Below are 17,945 nucleotides of genomic sequence, written 5' to 3'. Positions count from 1 at the left end.
CGTGACGAAAGAGGAACTCGTGCGACTCATCAAGTCGGAAATTGCCGGCGTTATCGGTCAGGAGCCGGACGATCTGGACGAGGAGACGAACTTCTTCCGCCTCGGCATATCTTCTGTGCAGGCGCTCAAGATGATGAATCGGTTACGAAAGAATCTGGAAATCGACATCAGTCCCTGTCGCCCTGTTCGAATACAGGACGATCGCCGAATTTGCCGCATATTTGAGCGATTGTCTGAATGAGAAGGTGAGCTGATGGTCATCCCATTCGCGCCCGAATTGGTCAGTTCCGAGCACGCACAAATTCTGGAGGAAGCAGAGGGGTTCGTCAATGCGGAAATCCGCCCGTTCGTGCAGGAATGGGAACGTAAGGATGCCCTCCCGAAAGCCTTGATCCGGAAGATGGGCGAGCGCGGATATCTGGCCGCTTCCCTGCCGCGCAAATATGGCGGCTTGGAACTGGAACCCGTGGCATACGGCCTGTTCACAGAAATCTTCGGACGTGCTTGCCCGGCAGTGCGCAGTCTGATTACCGTCCACACGTCGCTCGTGTCCGAGACGCTGCTCCGCTTCGGCACCGATAAACAGAAGGAAGTCTGGCTGCCCCGCCTAGCGCAGGGTGAAGCCATCGCCGCCTTCGCCCTGACCGAGCCGGAAGTCGGAAGCGACGCGCGAAACGTGCGGACGACCTGGCGCGAAGAAGCAGACGCATACGTGCTGAAGGGCGTTAAGAAATGGATTACTTTTGGCGACATCGCCGACTTGTTCATCGTGATCGCCGCCCATGAGGGAAAATCCACGGCGTTCCTCGTCGAGCGGTCGTCGTCCGGATTGCAGACCAAGCACCTGAAAGGCCTGATGGCCGGCCATGCCACCCATATTGCGGAAATCCGGCTGGAAGAAGTCCGGGTCCCCCGTGACAACGTGCTCGGCAGATTGCATGGCGGGTTCGAGTACATCGTATCCGCCGCTCTCGATCAAGGGCGCTACAGCATCGCCTGGGCCGGCGTCGGTCTGGCCCAGGAAGCGCTGAACGCGATGGTCGCCTACGCGCGCAACCGCGAGCAATTCGGACGCAAGCTCAGCCAGCATCAATTGATCCGCGGTTTGATCGGGAACGCCGTGACCGATGTGCATGCGGCGCGGGCACTGTGCCTGAGGGCTGGCGAATTGCGCCGGAAGAAAAACCCCGAAGCCGTCATGGAGACGACCATCGCCAAATATTTCGCTTCCCGCGCCGCAGTCCGCGTGGCGAACGATGCTCTCCAGGTCCATGGAGCGAACGGATTTTCAAACCAATATCCGGTGGAGCGCTTGTACAGGGAAGCCAAGGTGCTGGAGATCATCGAAGGCACCTCGCAGATGCAACAGGAAGTGATCTCCCACTTCGGCCTCAAACATTATTACCAAAGGAGCCTGGTGCCATGAACATTGCCCTGCTCTTTCCCGGTCAGGGAAGCCAATATATCGGCATGTGCGGGGAGGCGATCCGCACATCCGTCGAAGTGCGGCGGGTGTTCGAGGAAGCCGCGGATATTTTGGCGTTCGACCTACGCCCGCTTATTCTTGAAGGCTCCATGGAAGCGTTGACCCGCTCCGATTATGCCCAACCCGCTGTATTGACGGCCAGCTATGCGCTGTACCGCCTGTTCCGGGAGCGGTTCGGCCCTGCGGTGCAAGGAGCGGCCGGGCATAGTCTGGGAGAGATCTCGGCTCTTGCCGCCGCGGGTGCCGTCTCCTTCGCTCAAGCCGTTGATTATGTCCGCAAACGGGGCAGGCTCATGCAACAAGCCCAGCAGGAGAAGCGGGGCGAGACCGGGCTGGCGCTGGACCTCGAACGAACAGTGCTGGAAGATCTGATCCGGCAGATTCGGCCGCACGGCTATGCCGCCATCAGCGGGTACAATTCGCCGCGCCAATTCGTAGTGGCGGGCGTCCCGTCCGCGCTCCGCATGCTGGACCGGCTGGCGGATGACCACGGCGGTGAGTGGATTCCGTTCCGCATGGTGCCCATGAAGGCCAATGCTCCCTATCACAGCGAACTGATGGAGGAATATCTGGCCGAATGGCGCGAAGCGATCTCGCAGCTTGCCTTCAAAGATCCGGAATTTCCTGTATGGTCCACCGTCACCGGCGAAGCCATCCGTCGGGCGGAGGATATCCCCGGCATCCTTGAGCGGCAGCTGACGTCTCCCGTCCTGTGGACACAAGCACTTCAGGGAATGGCAGAATCCGGAGCCTCTTTGTTCATCGACATCGGTCCGCAGCAGATTTCACGAAATCTGGTCCGGGAACATGCCGGACTTCCGGAATGCCTCGCCTTTGACGACGAAGGCGACCGCTTGCAAATTTTCGGTTTGCTTGGGAAGGAGCGCCTGGCCTGATGAAAACCGAATCCGCGAAAAGTGTCATGCAGGCTTACCAGCTACGCGTCAAGCGGCTGCTTCCCGGAGGCGTGCACTACAATTTCCATCTGCCCTGGGAAGAGACCCCTATTCACTTCGTGAAGACGAAAGACAGCCGGGTCTGGGACATGGACGGCAAGGAGTATCTCGACCTGTACGCCCGTTTCGGGGCGCTGATCGTCGGGCACGGCAACCGGGAATACAACGAGTGTCTGAAAGAGACAATCGACCGGACGCTCTCGGTCAGCCATTGCGACATGGATGCGGAGGCTCTGGAACTGATTGCCAAATTCGTCCCGTCAGCCGAAATGATTCGGTTCGGGCTGTCCGGAACCGAGATCGTGCAAAATGCACTTCGTCTGGCCCGCGCCTGGACCGGCAAGAATCGGTTCGTCCGGTTCGAAGGCCACTACCACGGCAACGCCGACAACATCATGGGCGGCCGAAGGGCGAAAACCGGCGAACCGGTGCCGAAGGATTTCCCCGGCGACTTGAAAGGAACGCTGGGCAGAGCCAGAGACTGCATGGAGAGCCAATCCTATCTGCTGCCATGGAATGACGCCGATGCACTGGAAGATCTGCTGATCCGGCATGGTGACGACATCGCCGCCGTCATTACCGAACCGGTGTGTGTGAACGGCGGCAGCGTCATGCCGGCTCCCGGCTACCTGCAACGTGTGCGGGAGTTATGCGACCGCTATCATGTCGTGCTGATTTTCGACGAAATTATCACCGGATTCCGCTTGGGGCTTGGCGGCGCACAGGCAGCCTTCGGCGTCACCCCGGATCTGACGACGCTCGGCAAGGCGCTTGGCGGCGGTGGCGTGCCGGTCTCCGCCCTTGTCGGCAAGAAAGAGATCATGCAGCTGCTCACGGAAAAGAAGGTGATTCACGCCGGTACTTTCAACGGGTATCCGCTTGGGCTGGCGGCCGTCAAAGCGACACTGGAGATCTTGAGCCGGAACAATGGAGCCGCAATCGACCGGATGAACAGCATTATGCAGCAGATGCACGCCATTTTGAAGGAAGAAGCCGACGCCGTCGGACTTCCGCTGGTCATCCAGGGTCCTCCCTCCTGTGCTTCGTTCCATCTGTGCAGCGAGCCGCTCGCCAATCCGGCTGATTATACGTTTGATCTTCTGGCGCTCGACATCATCCTGAACAACAATCTTGCGCGGCACGGCATTCTCGTATCGACCGTGTCGCGGCTGTATCCCAACATCTCCCTGAACGAAGAGGACGTGGAGTGGTTCAGGGAGCATGCGGGCAGAGCGATCGCGGATACGAAGGAAATCTATGACGAAATGATCTGACCAGCAGCAGAGGAGGGTTCGGACAATGATTCAACGCGTCGCCATCATCGGCGCCGGGGTCATGGGATGCGCCACAGCCCTGGACGTGGCAAAGCACGGCTATTCGGTCATCCTCAAGGACATCTCCTCGGCGGCAGCCGAACAAGCGGTGCCGAACATCCGCCGGGAATATCGAACAGCTTGTATGCTCAATCCAGAATACCGGAAAGTCGAACTGTCCGACATCCTGGACCGCATTCAGGTCCGGCTTGACTATGACGGGATTGGCGAGGCCGATCTCATCATTGAGAACATCAGCGAGAACGCGGAACTGAAGATGGAGGAATATGTCAGACTTGTGAAACATTGCAAACACGATGCGTTGTTCGCACTCAACACCAGCTGTATCTCTATCACGAAGCTCGCTGCCGGGATACCTGATCCGAGCCGTGTCATTGGCATTCATCTGATGAACCCTGTACCGCTCAAGTCGATGGTGGAAGTCATCCGGGGCTGGCATACATCACGTGAAACGGAAGAACGGGTTGTGCAATTTCTGGAGACGCTGGGCAAAAAGCCGATCGTCATCAACGATCTGCCCGGATTTGTCACCAATCGCCTGTCCCATCTGTTCATGAACGAAGCAGCGTTTCTGGTGCAAGACGGGGTCGCCTCCCCTGAGCAGATTGACAAGATCATTAAACACGGATTCGGTCACAAGATGGGGCCGCTGGAGACGGCTGATCTGATCGGGCTCGACACGGTCGTGCATTCCCTCGATGTCCTGTACGAAAGCTACCAGGACCCGAAGTTCCGCTGCTGCCCGCTGCTGCGAAAGATGGTGGATGCAGGTTTGCTGGGCCGCAAGAGTGGAAGGGGGTTCTATCAGTATTAGCACAAAGGGGGGGCTTGCAGATGAACAAACAGACGATTAAATGCGTCGTCTGGGACCTGGACAACACGATCTGGGACGGCGTTCTGCTGGAGAATAGCGATCTCAAACTCAAACCGGGCATCGAAGACATCATCAAGACATTGGATCGGCGGGGCATTCTCCAATCCATTTCCAGCAAGAACGATCACGATGCGGCGATGGCGGCACTCAAGTCATTTGGACTGGACGAATATTTCCTCTACCCGGAGATCAACTGGAACGCCAAATCTTACTCGCTGGCCCAAATCCAGAAAAATTTGAACATCAGCATGGACGCGATCTTGTTCATTGACGATCAGGAGTATGAGCTGCAGGAGGTCAAAAGCGTGCATTCGTCAGTCCACTGCATGAACGCTTGCGAATACCGTTCCTTGCTTGACGACCCGCGGCTCATCCCGAGATTCATAACAGAAGATTCAGCCATGCGACGCATGCTCTACAAGACCGACCAGTTGCGCAAACAGGCGGAGGCGGAATTCAACGGGCCTTCGGAAGCGTTTCTCGCGTCGCTGAACATGAGAATGATCATCGCACCGGCCGACGAGCATGATTTGCAGCGCGCCGAGGAACTGACGGTCCGCACGAACCAGCTGAACGCCACCGGCAAAGCTTACAGCTACGAAGAACTCGACCGTCTCCGGCAATCAGAAGACCACCAGCTGCTCATCACCGAGCTGGAAGACCGGTTCGGCACCTACGGCAAAATCGGTCTGGCACTGGTACACATGAACGAAACGTGCTGGAGGCTGAAAATGATGCTCATGTCCTGCCGAGTCGTCTCTCGGGGGGTGGGCACCGTACTGCTTACCCACATCATGCAGGAAGCGCACCGGGCAGGAAAGCCGCTGTTGGCTGATTTTCGCGATACCGGCCGCAACCGGATGATGAACATTACCTTCAGATTTGCGGGATTTCGCGACAAGTTCACGGAGCCTGACGGCACCATGGTGCTCGAGCACGATCTGCGCTCCATTCCGCAATTTCCACCCTATATTGACGTTGTGGTTCAACAATAACGTTCACTGGAGGTCGCCATGGATTATCGTCACGTGATTCGCGAGTTTATTCGCGACAATCTGTCGATCGAGCACGAGGGCGCTGCTTTCTCGGACGATGACAATTACTTCGAACTCCGGTTCGTCAACTCGCTGTTCGCCATGAAGCTGGTGCAGTTCGTGGAACAGCAATTCGGCATTGTGGTGGAAAACGACGAATTGGATTTGAACAATTTCTGCACGGTCAACAATCTGGTTAAATTTGTCGAGGCGAAGAAAGCGAAGGAGGCGGGCTGATGAAGAAGGACACCCGGTTTCTGGCCCTTTACCTTGGTATTTCATTTGGCGTCTGCTGGGGTATTGCCCTGATTTACATCCTGTTCGGTGAATATGTCACACCTATTACGGGCGAATTGCATTTGATGCATCCCATTGCGATTGCGGCCCTGTACTCGCCATCCATTGCCGGATTGATCACCTACTACGCCATGGGCGGCATGAAAGCGGTCGGCGGAATTCTGCTCAAACTGGTGCCGCGCAAGCAGGACTGGTTCTGGTTCCCCATCATTTTTGCGATCTTTACGCTGTTCGCTGCTTCGATGCATTTCGGTTCGAAGGCGCTCGGCTTTGAAGTGCCGGAGATCACGTACACCGTGCCCGAAATGGTGAAGGTTGGCGTGCTGAATTTATTCAAGGAGACCGGGCTGATCGGCGGCATTTTCGGCTGGATTGGTTTCCTGCTGCCCTACCTCCAGCGCAAGCTCAACAATCAAATTGCGGCAGGTCTTGCAACCGGCTTCCTATTCGGTCTGTGGGTGCTTCCCGGATATATCATCGCCTCGTTCGGCACCACCACATCTTACATTTACTACGTCATACAACTGATGTGCTTTGTCACGTTCCAGACGTATATCTTCAACGCAACGGGAGGCAATCTGCTGTTCTATCTGATCTCGTTCTGGCTGGCGGCAACCGGAAGCCAGATTCAGTTGTATTATTTCAACCCGCAAGTGCAGATCTTGCAAATTTCTTACTTTATCCTTGCAACAATAGTTATACATCTCGTATTCTGGAAGTGGAGAATAAATCACCCAATGAAAATATTTCCGGACTTTATCCTGACCCGTCGCGATGAGGCCGGCCATCCGCTCGGCCGTTCGCGCGAACAAGTATCGGGAGGGATCTGACCATCGAGTGGTTTCACAGATTGAAACCGGGAGCTGACAACGGACCGCAATTGATCTGCTTCCCCTATCTCGGCGGTTACGCGAACTCTTTCAACATCCTGGCGGACAGACTGGACGACAGCTTCGAACTTTGGGCACTCAATCCGCCAGGCCACGGTTCCTGCAAAAGGCTGCCTGTAGAGGATATGACCGTCCTGCTGAACCTGATCTTCGAAGAGGTGAATACCATCCTTCGGCCCGATAGCATACTGTTCGGCCACAGCATGGGAGGATTGGTCGCGTATTTTCTCGTGCAGCGTTTGACGGATTCGCATCGTCCAACGCTGGTCTTGTCTGCTTGCAACACACCGCCCGATATCCGGAAGGTATCTCATCTGCCCGATAACGGACTCATTGAACACCTGGCTTCCTACGGCGGCCTTCCGTCGGAGCTGATGGAGGAGAGAAGCTTGCTTGACTTCTTTCTTCCGGTATTCCGGGCGGATTTCAAGACGCTGGAATCCGCTTCGTTCATGGACTGGACGCCGCTGTCGAACCCCGCATACCTGCTGTGGGGAGATCGGGATCACATCGTCCCACTGTCCGCGATGCTGCGCTGGACCAACTATCTCTCCGGCGAAATCCGGTTTGTTCCGGTACGGGACGGCGGTCATATGTTCATTGCCGACATGCCGGAAGCGGTCGCGGATATTCTGGAACACATCGGCCAACAGCGCAGAATCGATGGCTGAAAGGAGCATTACGGCAACATGCTGCTGCACTTGCTTAAGCGGGACCTGTACAAGAAGAAAAGCGTTACCGCCATTCTCTTTATATTCATTTTGCTGTCGACGCTTCTCGCTTCCGCCGGCACCAACATGATTCGGGAACTGGTCTCTTCCATGAGTGACCTGCTTGTAAAATCGGCTGTACCGCACTATGTACAGATGCACAGCGGTACACTGGACGAGCGGGCGATCGAACGCTGGGCTTCGGACACCCAACTGGTCGATATGCACCAGATCGTCGAGATGGTCCCGGTGGAAGGGAGCCATCTCTATCTTGGTCATCAAGATACGCCCGAAAGCACGAGCGTCATGGATTTCTATTTCGTCCGGCAGAACGAGAAATTCGATTTCCTGCTGAATCTCTCGAACGAGCGTGTGGAAGTATCGGAAGGCGAAATTGCGGTTCCGGTCTTCTTCATGCAACAGCGGAACCTGTCCGTTGGGGACCGGGTCCGCATCGTGCACCCGAAATTCATCCGGGAATTCACGATCAGCGATTTCGTCCGCGACGCCCAGATGAACCCATCCATTATTCATTCCAAGCGTTTTGTCATTCATCCGGCGGACTATGATTTTCTGAAGCAGCAGGCGGGCGGTGTTGAGTATTTGATTGAATTCCGCTTGACGGATGCCGGCAAGCTTGGAGAATTTCACACCCTGTATCAGGCATCCGACATGCCCAAGGTCGGGCCTTCCATCGATCTGAATATGTTCCGCATGCTGAATGCGTTGACGGACGGCGTCATCGCGGTCGTGCTTCTTCTGGTCAGCCTGCTCTTGATCGTCATCGCGATGCTCTGCGTCCGCTTCACCCTGCTGTCCACGCTGGAGGAGGATTATCGCGAAATCGGCGTGCTGAAAGCGATCGGAGCTTCCCGTCGCCACATTCGCTCCATTTATCTGGTGAAGTATGTCGCGCTGTCGGCGGCGGCCGCCTTGTGCGGCTTTGCGGCGTCTTTTCCGGCCATGCAGCTGATGTCATCCAACATCACGCTGTATCTCGGCCAAGCGGAACGCGGTCTGCTGTACATTGTGCTCCCGCTTTTCTCCGCCGCCATGATGTTCGGTCTGCTGCTCCTTTTCTGCACGATGGTGCTTCGTCGGTTTCACCGGATTTCAGTGGTGGAAGCGCTCCGTTCGGGAAGCATCGGAGAGGCGAAGGTCAGCGGCCGCCGCTGGAGACTGAATCGCAACCGACTCCTGCCGATTCCGGTGTTTCTCGGCCTGAAGAATGTATTCCAGCGGCTCCGCATGTTCGGCCTGCTGTTTTTCGTTTTTGTCGCCAGCGCCTTTCTCTTGCTGGTGCCGATTCATTTTCTTAATACGATCAAGTCGCCCGACTTCGTCTCCTATCTGGGAATCGGGCGGAGCGATCTGCGCATCGATCTGCAGTATTCGGACCGGATGGACGAACGTTTCAAATCTACGGTTGACGCGATTCGAAATGACGAGGATGTCGAACGGTTCTCCCCGCTGGTCACCAGCCGGTTCCGTCTGCTGAACGATGACGGCACCGTGGACCAGTTGAATGTCGAGACGGGAGACTTCACGATCTTCCCGCTGGAATATGTGCAGGGCGGCGCGCCGATACGCGACAATGAAATCGCGCTGTCGGTACAGAACGCGCGGGAAATGGAGCGTAAAGTCGGCGATACGATCCGTCTGATTGTCGGCGGAAAGGAAAAAACCATGGTCATCAGCGGCATTTACCAGGATATTACCAACGGCGGACGCACGGCCAAGGCGGCAATTCCTCATGATCCGGAATCCGTGCTCTGGTATACGATCAGTCTGGATCTTAAGCCTGATGTGGATCTTCAGACGAAAATCGCGGAATACGAGAAAGCGTTCGAACCGGCCAAGGTCACCGATCTGCAAGGTTATATTCGGCAGACGTTGGGACAGACGATTGCCCAACTCCGCAACCTGGCGGTTGTCGCCTTCTTCGTCTCCATCTTCCTGTCCATGTTGATGACGGCATTGTTCCTGAGTCTGCTGATGGCGAAGGATCGGCCGCATACGGCGATTCTGCGGAGCATCGGTTTTGCGCATCGCCACATTCGGACTCAATACGTCACCATGTCGCTGACCGTGCTTATCGCCGGAATTGTGACTGGCACGATTCTGTCCAATACGATTGGGCAGACGCTTGTCGGAGCAATATGGTCACTCCTGGGGGCCTCGGGCATCCGGTTTGTCATCGAGCCGGTTCAGGCATACATCGTCTGCCCGCTGATCCTGATGCTGGCGGTTGTCGTGACCTCCTGGATCGGGACGGGATCGGCCCGCCGCATCAACATTGCCGAGATGATCAAGGAATAAGGAGTGTGGCACGATGGTTCTGCTTGAAGCGGTGAACGTATGCAAAACCTACAAGAACGGCAACCAGGAAACCCCGGTTCTCAAGGATATCAACCTTCAAATCCACAAAGGCGAGTTCATATCGGTCATGGGGCCATCCGGTTCCGGGAAGTCCACGTTGCTGTACGCGATTAGCGGCCTAGATCGGGTGACATCCGGACAGGTTCTGCTGAACGGCAAGGATCTGACCAGACTGAGCGAGGATGAGTTGGCGAGCGTCCGGCTGCACAACATCGGCTTTGTGTTTCAACACATTCACCTGATGCGCAACCTGACGCTGTTCGACAATATCGTCCTGTCCGCCTACTTGGCGGGACGGCAGGATCGGAAGAGCATTCGGCAGAGGGCCGGGGAGCTGATGGCCATGACGGGAATTGTCCATCTGGCGGATCATGATATCACCCAGGTCTCCGGAGGGCAGCTGCAGCGAGCGGCCATATGCCGGGCGCTTATCAATTCCCCGGATATCCTGTTCGGCGACGAGCCAACCGGCGCGTTGAACTCGCAGTCTGCCCAAGATATCATGCGGCTTCTGGCCGACATCAACCGCCAGGGCATGACCATCTTGCTGGTCACCCATGACCCCAGAGTCGCGGCTTGCACCGAACGGGTGCTGTTCATGCTGGATGGTCGCCTGGTGGCAGAGAAGAAGCTGGGTAAAATCATCCAGGACAACCCGGAAGAACGTCGAAACCGCGAGAACCAGCTATCTGAATGGCTTGTGCGGCAAGGGTTCTAGCCGCCGCATAATCATGGCTTCGGCGCAATATGGATGGTTATATCGGATATCACCTTAGAAAGGGATGAACTTGTTGGATCAAAACAAATCATTCCAGAGATTTCTGATTGTCTGGTTCGGACAGCTGCTGTCAATGGTCGGAAGCGGATTGACCGGCTTCGCGCTGGGCGTATACGCCTTCGAGCGCACGGAGATGGCCACGAATGCCGCATTGGTCACGTTGTTGTCGTTCCTGCCTTCCATTCTGCTCCGGCCGGTCGGAGGCATACTGGCGGACCGTTTTGACCGCAGATTGATGATGATCATCGGCGATCTCGGTTCCGCAGCCGGCATCGTGTTCATCCTGCTGTTCATGATGTTCGGCGAACCGGAACTGTGGCACATTTATGTCGGTGTGACGCTCAGCTCCATTTTCGTCGGCATTCAGAGTCCGGCATATAAAGCCTCGGCAACCGACCTGCTTACCGAGGACCAATATTCAAAGGGCAGCGGGCTCGTCCAACTCGCGGAGTCGTCGCGCTTCCTGTTGTCCCCGTTCCTGGCGGGCCTGATCATGTACTATTTCAGTATCGAGTCGGTGCTGATCATTGACATCGCCACGTTCTTGCTGGCGGTATTGACGGTATTTGTCATCAAGAAACAGATGAAACCTGAGCGGCGCGAAGAGGAGCGCGGCCATTGGTTGAAGGAACTGCAGGACGGCTGGCAAGCCATCGTGACCAATCGCGGCGTCCTCCTGCTCATTCTCATGATTTCGCTGGTGACGTTCTTCCTTGGATTCCTGCAGACGCTGATCGGTCCGATGGTGCTGTTCTTCACGGACGCCAAGACATTGGGAACCATCCAGTCGGTATGCGCGGTCGGGATGTTGATCAGCAGTCTCCTGCTCGGGGTGTTCAGCGTCGGACATCGTTACGTGGATATCCTGGTGGTCGGCCTGATTGTGGCGGGTATCGCCTTCTGTCTGCTTGGCACCACGACAAACATTTACTTCATTACCGGCGCTGGATTCCTGTTCTTGGCGGCACTGCCCTTCGTCAACATGAGCTGTGACGTGCTGGTCCGGACGAATATTCCCAACGAGAAGCAGGGACGGGTATGGGGAATTGTCGGCATCCTCTCCCAGCTCGGCTTTATCGTGGCGTACGGTATATCGGGACCGCTCGCCGACCATGTTTTTAATCCGATGTTGGAAGAGGGTGGACTGCTCGCTTCGTCCGTCGGCCAATTCATCGGCACGGGTCCGGGCAGAGGCATCGGATTCATGTTCGTCGTCTGCGGCATTCTGGTCGTCATCTCGGCGCTGTTCATATCCAGAATTCAATCCATTCGCAAACTGGCCCTGAATCTAAACATCGATACCGGCGCCGGACCGAATCGTGTAGGAGAACAATTTTGACCCTCATCATCGGTTTGGTGCGGCTGGAAGCCCCCGGCCTTTCGTCATCGCCGCTCTGGAGCGAGGCGGTGCGATACTTGTCACGGGAACGACAGGAAACCATCGGCCGCCTTCGGAATCCGGAAGACCGGCGGCGTTCCGCCGCGGCTGAAACCCTGTTTCGCTGGCTGCTGACGGAGAAGTTCGGTTGGGACATCCGGCAGCCGGTTCGATTCTTGCGGAATGCCGCCGGGAAGCCTTCTCTCCAAGGCGTTCATGATCTGGAGTTTAATTTGTCCCACGCCGGCCGCTGGGTTGCGTGCGCCATTGATTCGCAGCCGGTCGGAATCGATGTGGAGCAGATCCTGCCCATTGATGTTCAAGGTATCGCCGGCCGGTTCTTCTCACAGCGGGAATGCGAAGCGTTGATGAAGCAGCCGGCAGAAGAGCGCTTATCCTGCTTCTATCGTCTCTGGACATTGAAGGAAAGTTATCTCAAGGCCATCGGCACGGGATTACAGCTGCCTTTGGACTCGTTTACGGTCTCAAGGGATGACCGTCACGGGGAACAGTTCTTCAGGATCGAAGACAGCGAAGCCGAACCATTGCGCCTTGTATCCAAACGAATTGACGAAGACCATTGGCTGTCCGTCTGTGCATCGCACTCCCGGTTCCCGGAACCGCTGATCATGCACGAGTCGGAGCTGTATGAATCGTTCCTGAACCGGATGGCCCTCCGACATCCATGACGGAGATAACCAAAACCTTCCTGCGGATGTTCTCTGCCGGGAGGTTTTTTCATGCAGCGCGATTGGGGAAAATATTTTTGTGACTCCCCCTTTACAACGCGCCCTCCATGTGCTACAATCATCATTGCTTGTTTGATTCACAACACTTTGATACAGCACTTCGAGACGTGGCTCAGCTTGGTAGAGCGCTTGGTTCGGGACCAAGAGGTCGCAGGTTCAAATCCTGTCGTCTCGACCATTTTACACAACAACGAATTGCGGGTTCGCCCGCAATTTTTTATTGCCAGGCCGTTACAAGCTCCCCGCTTGCAACGGCTCTTTTTTGTTTCCTTTTTCCGTTATTGACAGCCGGTCAGCCGACAATGTAGCATCAAGATGAACGCGCGTTACAATGGAGGTTGCGCCGCATGGCCTCGAGACGGAACGAGATCAACAGCATCGAAATCGCGCGGTTGGCAGGGGTATCGCGCAGCACCGTCAGCCGCGTCGTCAACAATTACCCCAACGTCCCGCCCGAAACGCGGGAGAAGGTCATGCGCATCATCGAGGAATACAATTATTTCCCGAACATGTCCGCCCAGGTGCTGGCCGGCAAGAAGACGCGGACGATCGGACTTTTCCTCGTGGATGCAGGCCATGTCGCCGGCGATATTCTCGCGAACATGCTCATTTCCAGCGTCATCGAGAACGCGTCGGGCTGCGGCTACTATGTCCTGACGCATATTCTTCGCAGCACCGCCGACGGGGATGCAGTCAGACGCGTGAAAGAAATTTTCTATCAGCGCCGCATTGACGGGGGCATCTTCATCGGCGCGCCCAACGAGGAGCCGCTGATCGAATCGCTCATTGCCGAGGGGTTCGCCGTCGGCATCGTCGACCAGCATCTGCCCGGAAAGTCCGACCCGAACCGCCTTGTCGTGAACTTCGACAATGCGACCGGCATGGATCTGGCCGTCGGCTATCTGGCGGAGCTGAACCACCGCAACATCGGCATCATCAACGGCGCGATGAACCGTTTCTCGGGACCGGACAAATACGAATCGTTCCTCCGCGCGATGGAGCGCCGCGGGCTTGCGGTCAACCCGGATTGGGTGCTGCCCGGCGACTTCCACGAGTCGGCCGGGTACGAAGCCATCAGCCGGCTTCTGGCGAGCGGCAAGCCGCTGCCGACCGCGATCATCGCCGCGAACGACAGCGTTGCCTTCGGCGCCATGAAGGCGCTTAAAGCGCACGGCCTGCGCGTGCCCGATGATCTGTCGATCATCGGCTTCGACGATCATGTGTTGAGCGCCATGCAGCACCCCGCGCTCACAACGGTTCGCGTCGATTTCGACTTGCTGATGAAACAACTTACGGACGGATTGATCCGCTACATCGAGACGGGCGCCGCTTTCACCGAACCTTATGTCGCGCCCTCGGAGCTGATCATCCGCGATTCGTGCCGGAGTCTGTGAGCCCGGCTTTTTGTTGACCGCTGTGAACGCGCGTTTACAAGCCGTATGGACTCGCAAGATCCCGGGCACGGTATGAAGGCATGAGGTATGACAATGCTCGCCTGTCCCGCATTCGCAGCCAGGCCGCATTCTGATTCATACACCCATTTTGAACGAGAAGGAGTGTCATCATCCATGGCAGAAAACGTTCTGGGCACGAAAATCGTCACGCAAATCGGCATTCTCGTCCACGACATCGAGAAAACCGCGCAGGCATGGGCCGATTTCTTCGGCATCGAGAAGCCGAAGATCATCGTCACCGATACCGTCGATATCGCGCAGACGGAATACCGCGGCGCATCGACGCCCGCACGCGCGAAGCTTGCATTCATCGATGCCGGACAGCTGCAGATCGAGCTGATCGAGCCGGACCATGAGCCGAGCACCTGGCGCGAATATCTCGACCAGCACGGCGAAGGCCCGCACCATATCGCCTTCGTCATCGACGGCATGAAGGAGAAGGTGCTCAAGCTCGAGGGCCTCGGCATGCCGCTGATTCAGAAAGGCGAGTACACCGGCGGACGCTACGCGTACATGGACACGTTCCCGCAGCTCAAGGTGCTCGTCGAACTGCTCGAGAACGACAAGAAATAAGGCTCCGGCCGCACACCAAAAGGAGACATCATGGACCGCATCGACAACCACAACCTGGTCAAAATCGGCATTGTCGTGGACGACATCGAAGCCGCAGCCCGCAAGTACGCCGAACTGTTCGGCATCCCGATGCCGAAGATCAGCGTGCCGGATCCGGACGCGCCCGTCACCCATACGCCCGACAGCTATACGCTGTATCGGGGCGAATACGTCCCGGCGCGGACCAAATTCGCCAACCTGCAGATGGGACCGGTCACCGTCGAACTGCTCGAGCCTTATGATGAGCCGAGCCCGTGGAACGAGTTCAGACAGAAGCACGGACAGGGCGTCCACTTTATCACCTTCACGGTGAACGGCTTCGAGCGGCACATCGAATTCGTCGAGTCGAAAGGGTTGCCGCTCATTCACAAAGGCGAGTACGGCAGCGGACGCTACAGTTACTTCGATTCCGAAGACGTTCTCGGCGTTGTGCTCGGATTGCAGGAACTCGGCAAGAAGCAGGCCTGATCCTGTTCTGATCACCGCAAACAAGGGCCGATCCACCGGCGCAGCCGGCGGTTCGGCCCCTGTTGTCTTTTTACGGATTGTTCAGGATGCGAAAGCGGAGAAGAGCGACTGCAGGAGTTCCTCCATGGTCAGCGCATCCTCGGGGATCTCGTGCTCGAACTTAACATCCTTATTGATATTGTCGTACCGAATGTCGAACGAAAAGCCGATTTTCGTCGTTTCCCCGTTTTCCGTCGTTTCGAGGTTCCCCTTGAGCTTCTGGTAAACCAGCTTGTCGCCTTTGATTGCCGACGTCACGCTGATTTCATGAACCGTAAGGTTCTGCTTCAAGGCTTCCAGTTCGTTGCGCAGCGATTCCGGGTCTTTCGCCGCAAGCTCTTCCTTCGCCCGCTTCAGCTCTTCTTCCGTCAATTGCAGCTCGGAACGGTAGTCCTCGGACGCGAGCAACAGATCGATGATTTCGGGCATGATGTTCTCGGCAAACGCCTGCATGAAAGCGTCGAAATTGTCCTGCGCAATGCTGAATTTGATGAACCGGTCGGCCTTCAGATCGCCGGGCAGGCCCGGGACATCCTCCTTTTTCACTTCCCGGAAGAAGTGCTCTTCATCCAGATGCGAGAACACAATGCCGAGCGCCTCGCCCGCCAGCTTCCGCTGCACTTCGACATTAAAGGCCGGCAGCGCTGCGCCTTCCCCTTCCGCCAGTCCGGCGGGATCGATCTCGACAAATTTGCCTGCCGCGTCCCCGAGCGGCAGCATCGGGATGGCGGGAATCTTCGCATACACCTTGTCGTTCGCCCAAATGAGCGGCACTTCGAACGACACGGCCAGGTCGCCCGGGATCGTAAGCTTCAGAATCGCCTCCAACTTGAGCGGGTCCCGGGTGTATGCGCCGCGGATGGAGAGCGACGTATTCTCTATCATGTCAAGATACGGCAGAACCGCTTCGTTCTGCGCGCTCGGCGGCAATTCCAGTTCATCGATGGCGAGAGAACCGTCGAATGTGAAGGATTTCATCTCCATCGATGCCGCCCAGGCCTTCTGCAACGCTTCTTTCGGCGGCGTCTTCTTCCCGCAGGCCGTCACCGCCAGAGCGGCTGCCAGCAGGGCGACAAGCAGCACGGCCAGCCGGCTCTTGTTCATCTCCCCACAAACCCCTTTCCTTATCCACATAACTTCCTTATTGTAAACGATTCGCAGAGGCGCGGAAAGTGGGCGCTGCCGATCCGGAACCAATTTTTTTAAAGCATTTTCGGTTGACGGAGCTGTTTCTCTCTTCGCAAAAGGCATTCAGCAAGGTAGGATAATGAGAGAAGATCACGGAAAGGATGGTCAGGATGGCGCTCTCATTTCGGCTCGTCACAACAAGTGAGGATATTGAGGCCGCGGCGCAATTGGCCGATAAAATCTGGAGGGAGTATTACATCGGCATCATTTCGGCGGGACAGATCGATTATATGTTGGACAAGTTTCAGTCCGTCCGTGCGATTGCCGACCAGATTGAGCATCAGGGCTATGAGTATTATCTGATGCAGGCAGACGGCATCCATGCGGGTTATCTGGCGATCAAGCCGGAGGATTCGAAGCTGTTCCTGAGCAAGTTCTACCTGCTCAAAGAACATCGGGGTCGAGGTTACGGGAGCCGGGCGATCCGCTTCCTGGTGGACCTGTGCCGGGAGCGCAAGCTGCATGCGATCTGGCTGACCGTGAATCGGCACAATGCTTCTTCCATTGCAGTGTATGAGCGAAACGGCTTCCGGACCGTGCGGACGCAGGTGGCGGACATCGGCGGAGGCTATGTCATGGACGACTATGTGATGGAGAAAGAGGTCCCGCTGGTCGAAGCGTGACGAAATGAACCCGGCTTGGCCGGGTTCATTTGTTCAAGAACCTTCCCCTTGGTTCTGCCTGGAGTGGTTGCGGTTCTTCACCTTCTTGGAGCCGGACAACGGTTCATTCACCATGCTGTCCTGCGCATCATCCCGTTCGGCATGGCCTTGCCCCGGCCGGGGAACGGCCTGCGACTTCGGCTTCGTCAACGTCGGCCCTCCTTCCTCCTAGGCATGGGTCAGATCATGCAGCGACTGGGCGCACTCGTGCAGATGGCGCCGATAATCGGCAATCAGCTCCTGAATCGCATCGGCATGCTCATCAACCGATCGTCCGCCGCTTTCCACATCGACAAGCTCCACGTCGATTTCCCGGCTGTCCAGGTAACGGACGGCGAAATCAAACTCGTACATTTGATGGCCGGCCGCATGAATGGTAACGCGCAGCGATTTCGGATCGGCCTCATCCGCCCATACTTTGACCGAATCACCCGCATTCAGCCGCTCCGGCAGCGTGCGCTGCCAAGCCTCGACCAGCTCGTTTTGCGGCACGGACAATTGGTCTTTCCTTGTCATCGAAACACCTCCGCTTCTGACCACCGACGGGATCAAAGCTATTGTGCCCCGGGCTTCGGCATAAAAAACACCCCGCTCGCGCCACAATCGAGTAGGAGGGGGCGGCTAGCCCCCGACCTCTCACACCACCGTACATGCGGG

General features: G+C 56.7%; 20 protein-coding genes and 1 tRNA gene. 18 read left to right on the top strand and 3 right to left on the bottom strand.

The genetic code is table 11. From position 1 onward, the window contains the following. The first annotated feature begins 1 nt into the window (after position 1). The 17 genes from KJQ12_RS10495 (at position 2) to KJQ12_RS10415 (ending at position 15,399) form a co-directional block, all read left to right on the top strand. Positions 2-241, top strand: a complete 240-nt coding sequence (locus KJQ12_RS10495) for an acyl carrier protein (RefSeq protein ID WP_213484636.1) — start codon at positions 2-4, stop codon at positions 239-241. A gap of 12 nt (positions 242-253) precedes the next feature. Continuing rightward, complete coding sequence (locus KJQ12_RS10490; RefSeq protein WP_213484635.1) at positions 254-1,426, top strand: acyl-CoA dehydrogenase family protein; 1,173 nt, start codon at positions 254-256, stop codon at positions 1,424-1,426. Further along, complete coding sequence (locus KJQ12_RS10485) at positions 1,423-2,382, top strand: ACP S-malonyltransferase (RefSeq protein ID WP_213484634.1); 960 nt, start codon at positions 1,423-1,425, stop codon at positions 2,380-2,382. The genes KJQ12_RS10490 and KJQ12_RS10485 overlap by 4 nt, the downstream gene beginning before the upstream one ends. After that, positions 2,382-3,716 carry an aspartate aminotransferase family protein gene (locus tag KJQ12_RS10480; RefSeq protein ID WP_244860558.1) on the top strand — a complete coding sequence of 445 codons (1,335 nt, stop codon included), beginning with the start codon at positions 2,382-2,384 and terminating at the stop codon, positions 3,714-3,716. The genes KJQ12_RS10485 and KJQ12_RS10480 overlap by 1 nt, the downstream gene beginning before the upstream one ends. 25 nt (positions 3,717-3,741) lie before the next feature. After that, entirely contained in the window at positions 3,742-4,590 is an 849-nt protein-coding gene (locus KJQ12_RS10475; protein ID WP_213484633.1) for a 3-hydroxyacyl-CoA dehydrogenase family protein, read from the top strand. 20 nt (positions 4,591-4,610) lie between these two features. After that, positions 4,611-5,645: an HAD-IIIC family phosphatase gene (locus KJQ12_RS10470; RefSeq protein ID WP_213484632.1), complete on the top strand. Its 1,035-nt coding sequence runs from the start codon at positions 4,611-4,613 to the stop codon at positions 5,643-5,645. A gap of 18 nt (positions 5,646-5,663) precedes the next feature. Continuing rightward, the gene (locus KJQ12_RS10465) at positions 5,664-5,921 is read left to right on the top strand and encodes an acyl carrier protein (RefSeq protein WP_213484631.1); all 258 of its coding nucleotides are present in this window, start codon (positions 5,664-5,666) and stop codon (positions 5,919-5,921) included. Continuing rightward, complete coding sequence (locus KJQ12_RS10460; RefSeq protein ID WP_213484630.1) at positions 5,921-6,811, top strand: hypothetical protein; 891 nt, start codon at positions 5,921-5,923, stop codon at positions 6,809-6,811. Before KJQ12_RS10465 ends, KJQ12_RS10460 begins: the two co-directional genes overlap by 1 nt. A 20-nt stretch (positions 6,812-6,831) precedes the next feature. Next, positions 6,832-7,542 (top strand): thioesterase II family protein, encoded by a 711-nt coding sequence (locus KJQ12_RS10455; protein ID WP_213484629.1) that lies wholly within the window; start codon positions 6,832-6,834, stop codon positions 7,540-7,542. 18 nt (positions 7,543-7,560) lie between these two features. Continuing rightward, positions 7,561-9,900 carry an ABC transporter permease gene (locus tag KJQ12_RS10450; protein WP_213484628.1) on the top strand — a complete coding sequence of 780 codons (2,340 nt, stop codon included), beginning with the start codon at positions 7,561-7,563 and terminating at the stop codon, positions 9,898-9,900. Between the two features lie 13 nt (positions 9,901-9,913). After that, positions 9,914-10,678, top strand: coding sequence for an ABC transporter ATP-binding protein (locus KJQ12_RS10445; protein ID WP_213484627.1), 765 nt, complete (start codon positions 9,914-9,916; stop codon positions 10,676-10,678). A 64-nt stretch (positions 10,679-10,742) separates the two neighbouring features. Continuing rightward, positions 10,743-12,077, top strand: coding sequence for an MFS transporter (locus KJQ12_RS10440; protein WP_213484626.1), 1,335 nt, complete (start codon positions 10,743-10,745; stop codon positions 12,075-12,077). Next, positions 12,074-12,805, top strand: coding sequence for a 4'-phosphopantetheinyl transferase family protein (locus tag KJQ12_RS10435; protein WP_213484625.1), 732 nt, complete (start codon positions 12,074-12,076; stop codon positions 12,803-12,805). The genes KJQ12_RS10440 and KJQ12_RS10435 overlap by 4 nt, the downstream gene beginning before the upstream one ends. 161 nt (positions 12,806-12,966) lie before the next feature. After that, positions 12,967-13,043: transfer RNA gene (locus KJQ12_RS10430), tRNA-Pro, on the top strand. Between the two features lie 169 nt (positions 13,044-13,212). Next, positions 13,213-14,259, top strand: a complete 1,047-nt coding sequence (locus tag KJQ12_RS10425) for a LacI family DNA-binding transcriptional regulator (protein ID WP_213484624.1) — start codon at positions 13,213-13,215, stop codon at positions 14,257-14,259. Positions 14,260-14,433: 174 nt separating this feature from the next. Further along, complete coding sequence (locus tag KJQ12_RS10420; RefSeq protein ID WP_213484623.1) at positions 14,434-14,892, top strand: VOC family protein; 459 nt, start codon at positions 14,434-14,436, stop codon at positions 14,890-14,892. Between the two features lie 30 nt (positions 14,893-14,922). Further along, positions 14,923-15,399, top strand: coding sequence for a VOC family protein (locus KJQ12_RS10415; protein ID WP_213484622.1), 477 nt, complete (start codon positions 14,923-14,925; stop codon positions 15,397-15,399). 81 nt (positions 15,400-15,480) lie between these two features. On the opposite strand, the gene KJQ12_RS10410 is transcribed toward KJQ12_RS10415, so the two are convergent. Beyond that, the gene (locus tag KJQ12_RS10410) at positions 15,481-16,542 is read right to left on the bottom strand and encodes a hypothetical protein (RefSeq protein WP_213484621.1); all 1,062 of its coding nucleotides are present in this window, start codon (positions 16,540-16,542) and stop codon (positions 15,481-15,483) included. Between the two features lie 194 nt (positions 16,543-16,736). On the opposite strand from KJQ12_RS10410, the gene KJQ12_RS10405 reads away from it, so the two are divergent. Further along, positions 16,737-17,249 (top strand): GNAT family N-acetyltransferase, encoded by a 513-nt coding sequence (locus tag KJQ12_RS10405; protein WP_213484620.1) that lies wholly within the window; start codon positions 16,737-16,739, stop codon positions 17,247-17,249. 33 nt (positions 17,250-17,282) lie between these two features. Here the strand turns inward: KJQ12_RS10405 and KJQ12_RS10400 are convergent, their stop codons facing one another. Then, a complete protein-coding gene (locus KJQ12_RS10400) occupies positions 17,283-17,438 on the bottom strand; it encodes a small acid-soluble spore protein P (protein ID WP_213484619.1) in 156 nt (51 codons plus the stop codon). 18 nt (positions 17,439-17,456) lie between these two features. Further along, complete coding sequence (locus KJQ12_RS10395; protein WP_213484618.1) at positions 17,457-17,804, bottom strand: hypothetical protein; 348 nt, start codon at positions 17,802-17,804, stop codon at positions 17,457-17,459. Positions 17,805-17,945: the final 141 nt, after the last annotated feature.

Source organism: Thermobacillus xylanilyticus (assembly GCF_907165215.1).
In the GTDB taxonomy this organism is placed as follows: Bacteria; Bacillota; Bacilli; order Paenibacillales; family Paenibacillaceae; genus Thermobacillus; species Thermobacillus xylanilyticus.
The sequence above is the reverse complement of the archived record's forward strand: the minus strand, read 5'-3'. Positions and strand labels throughout refer to the sequence as shown.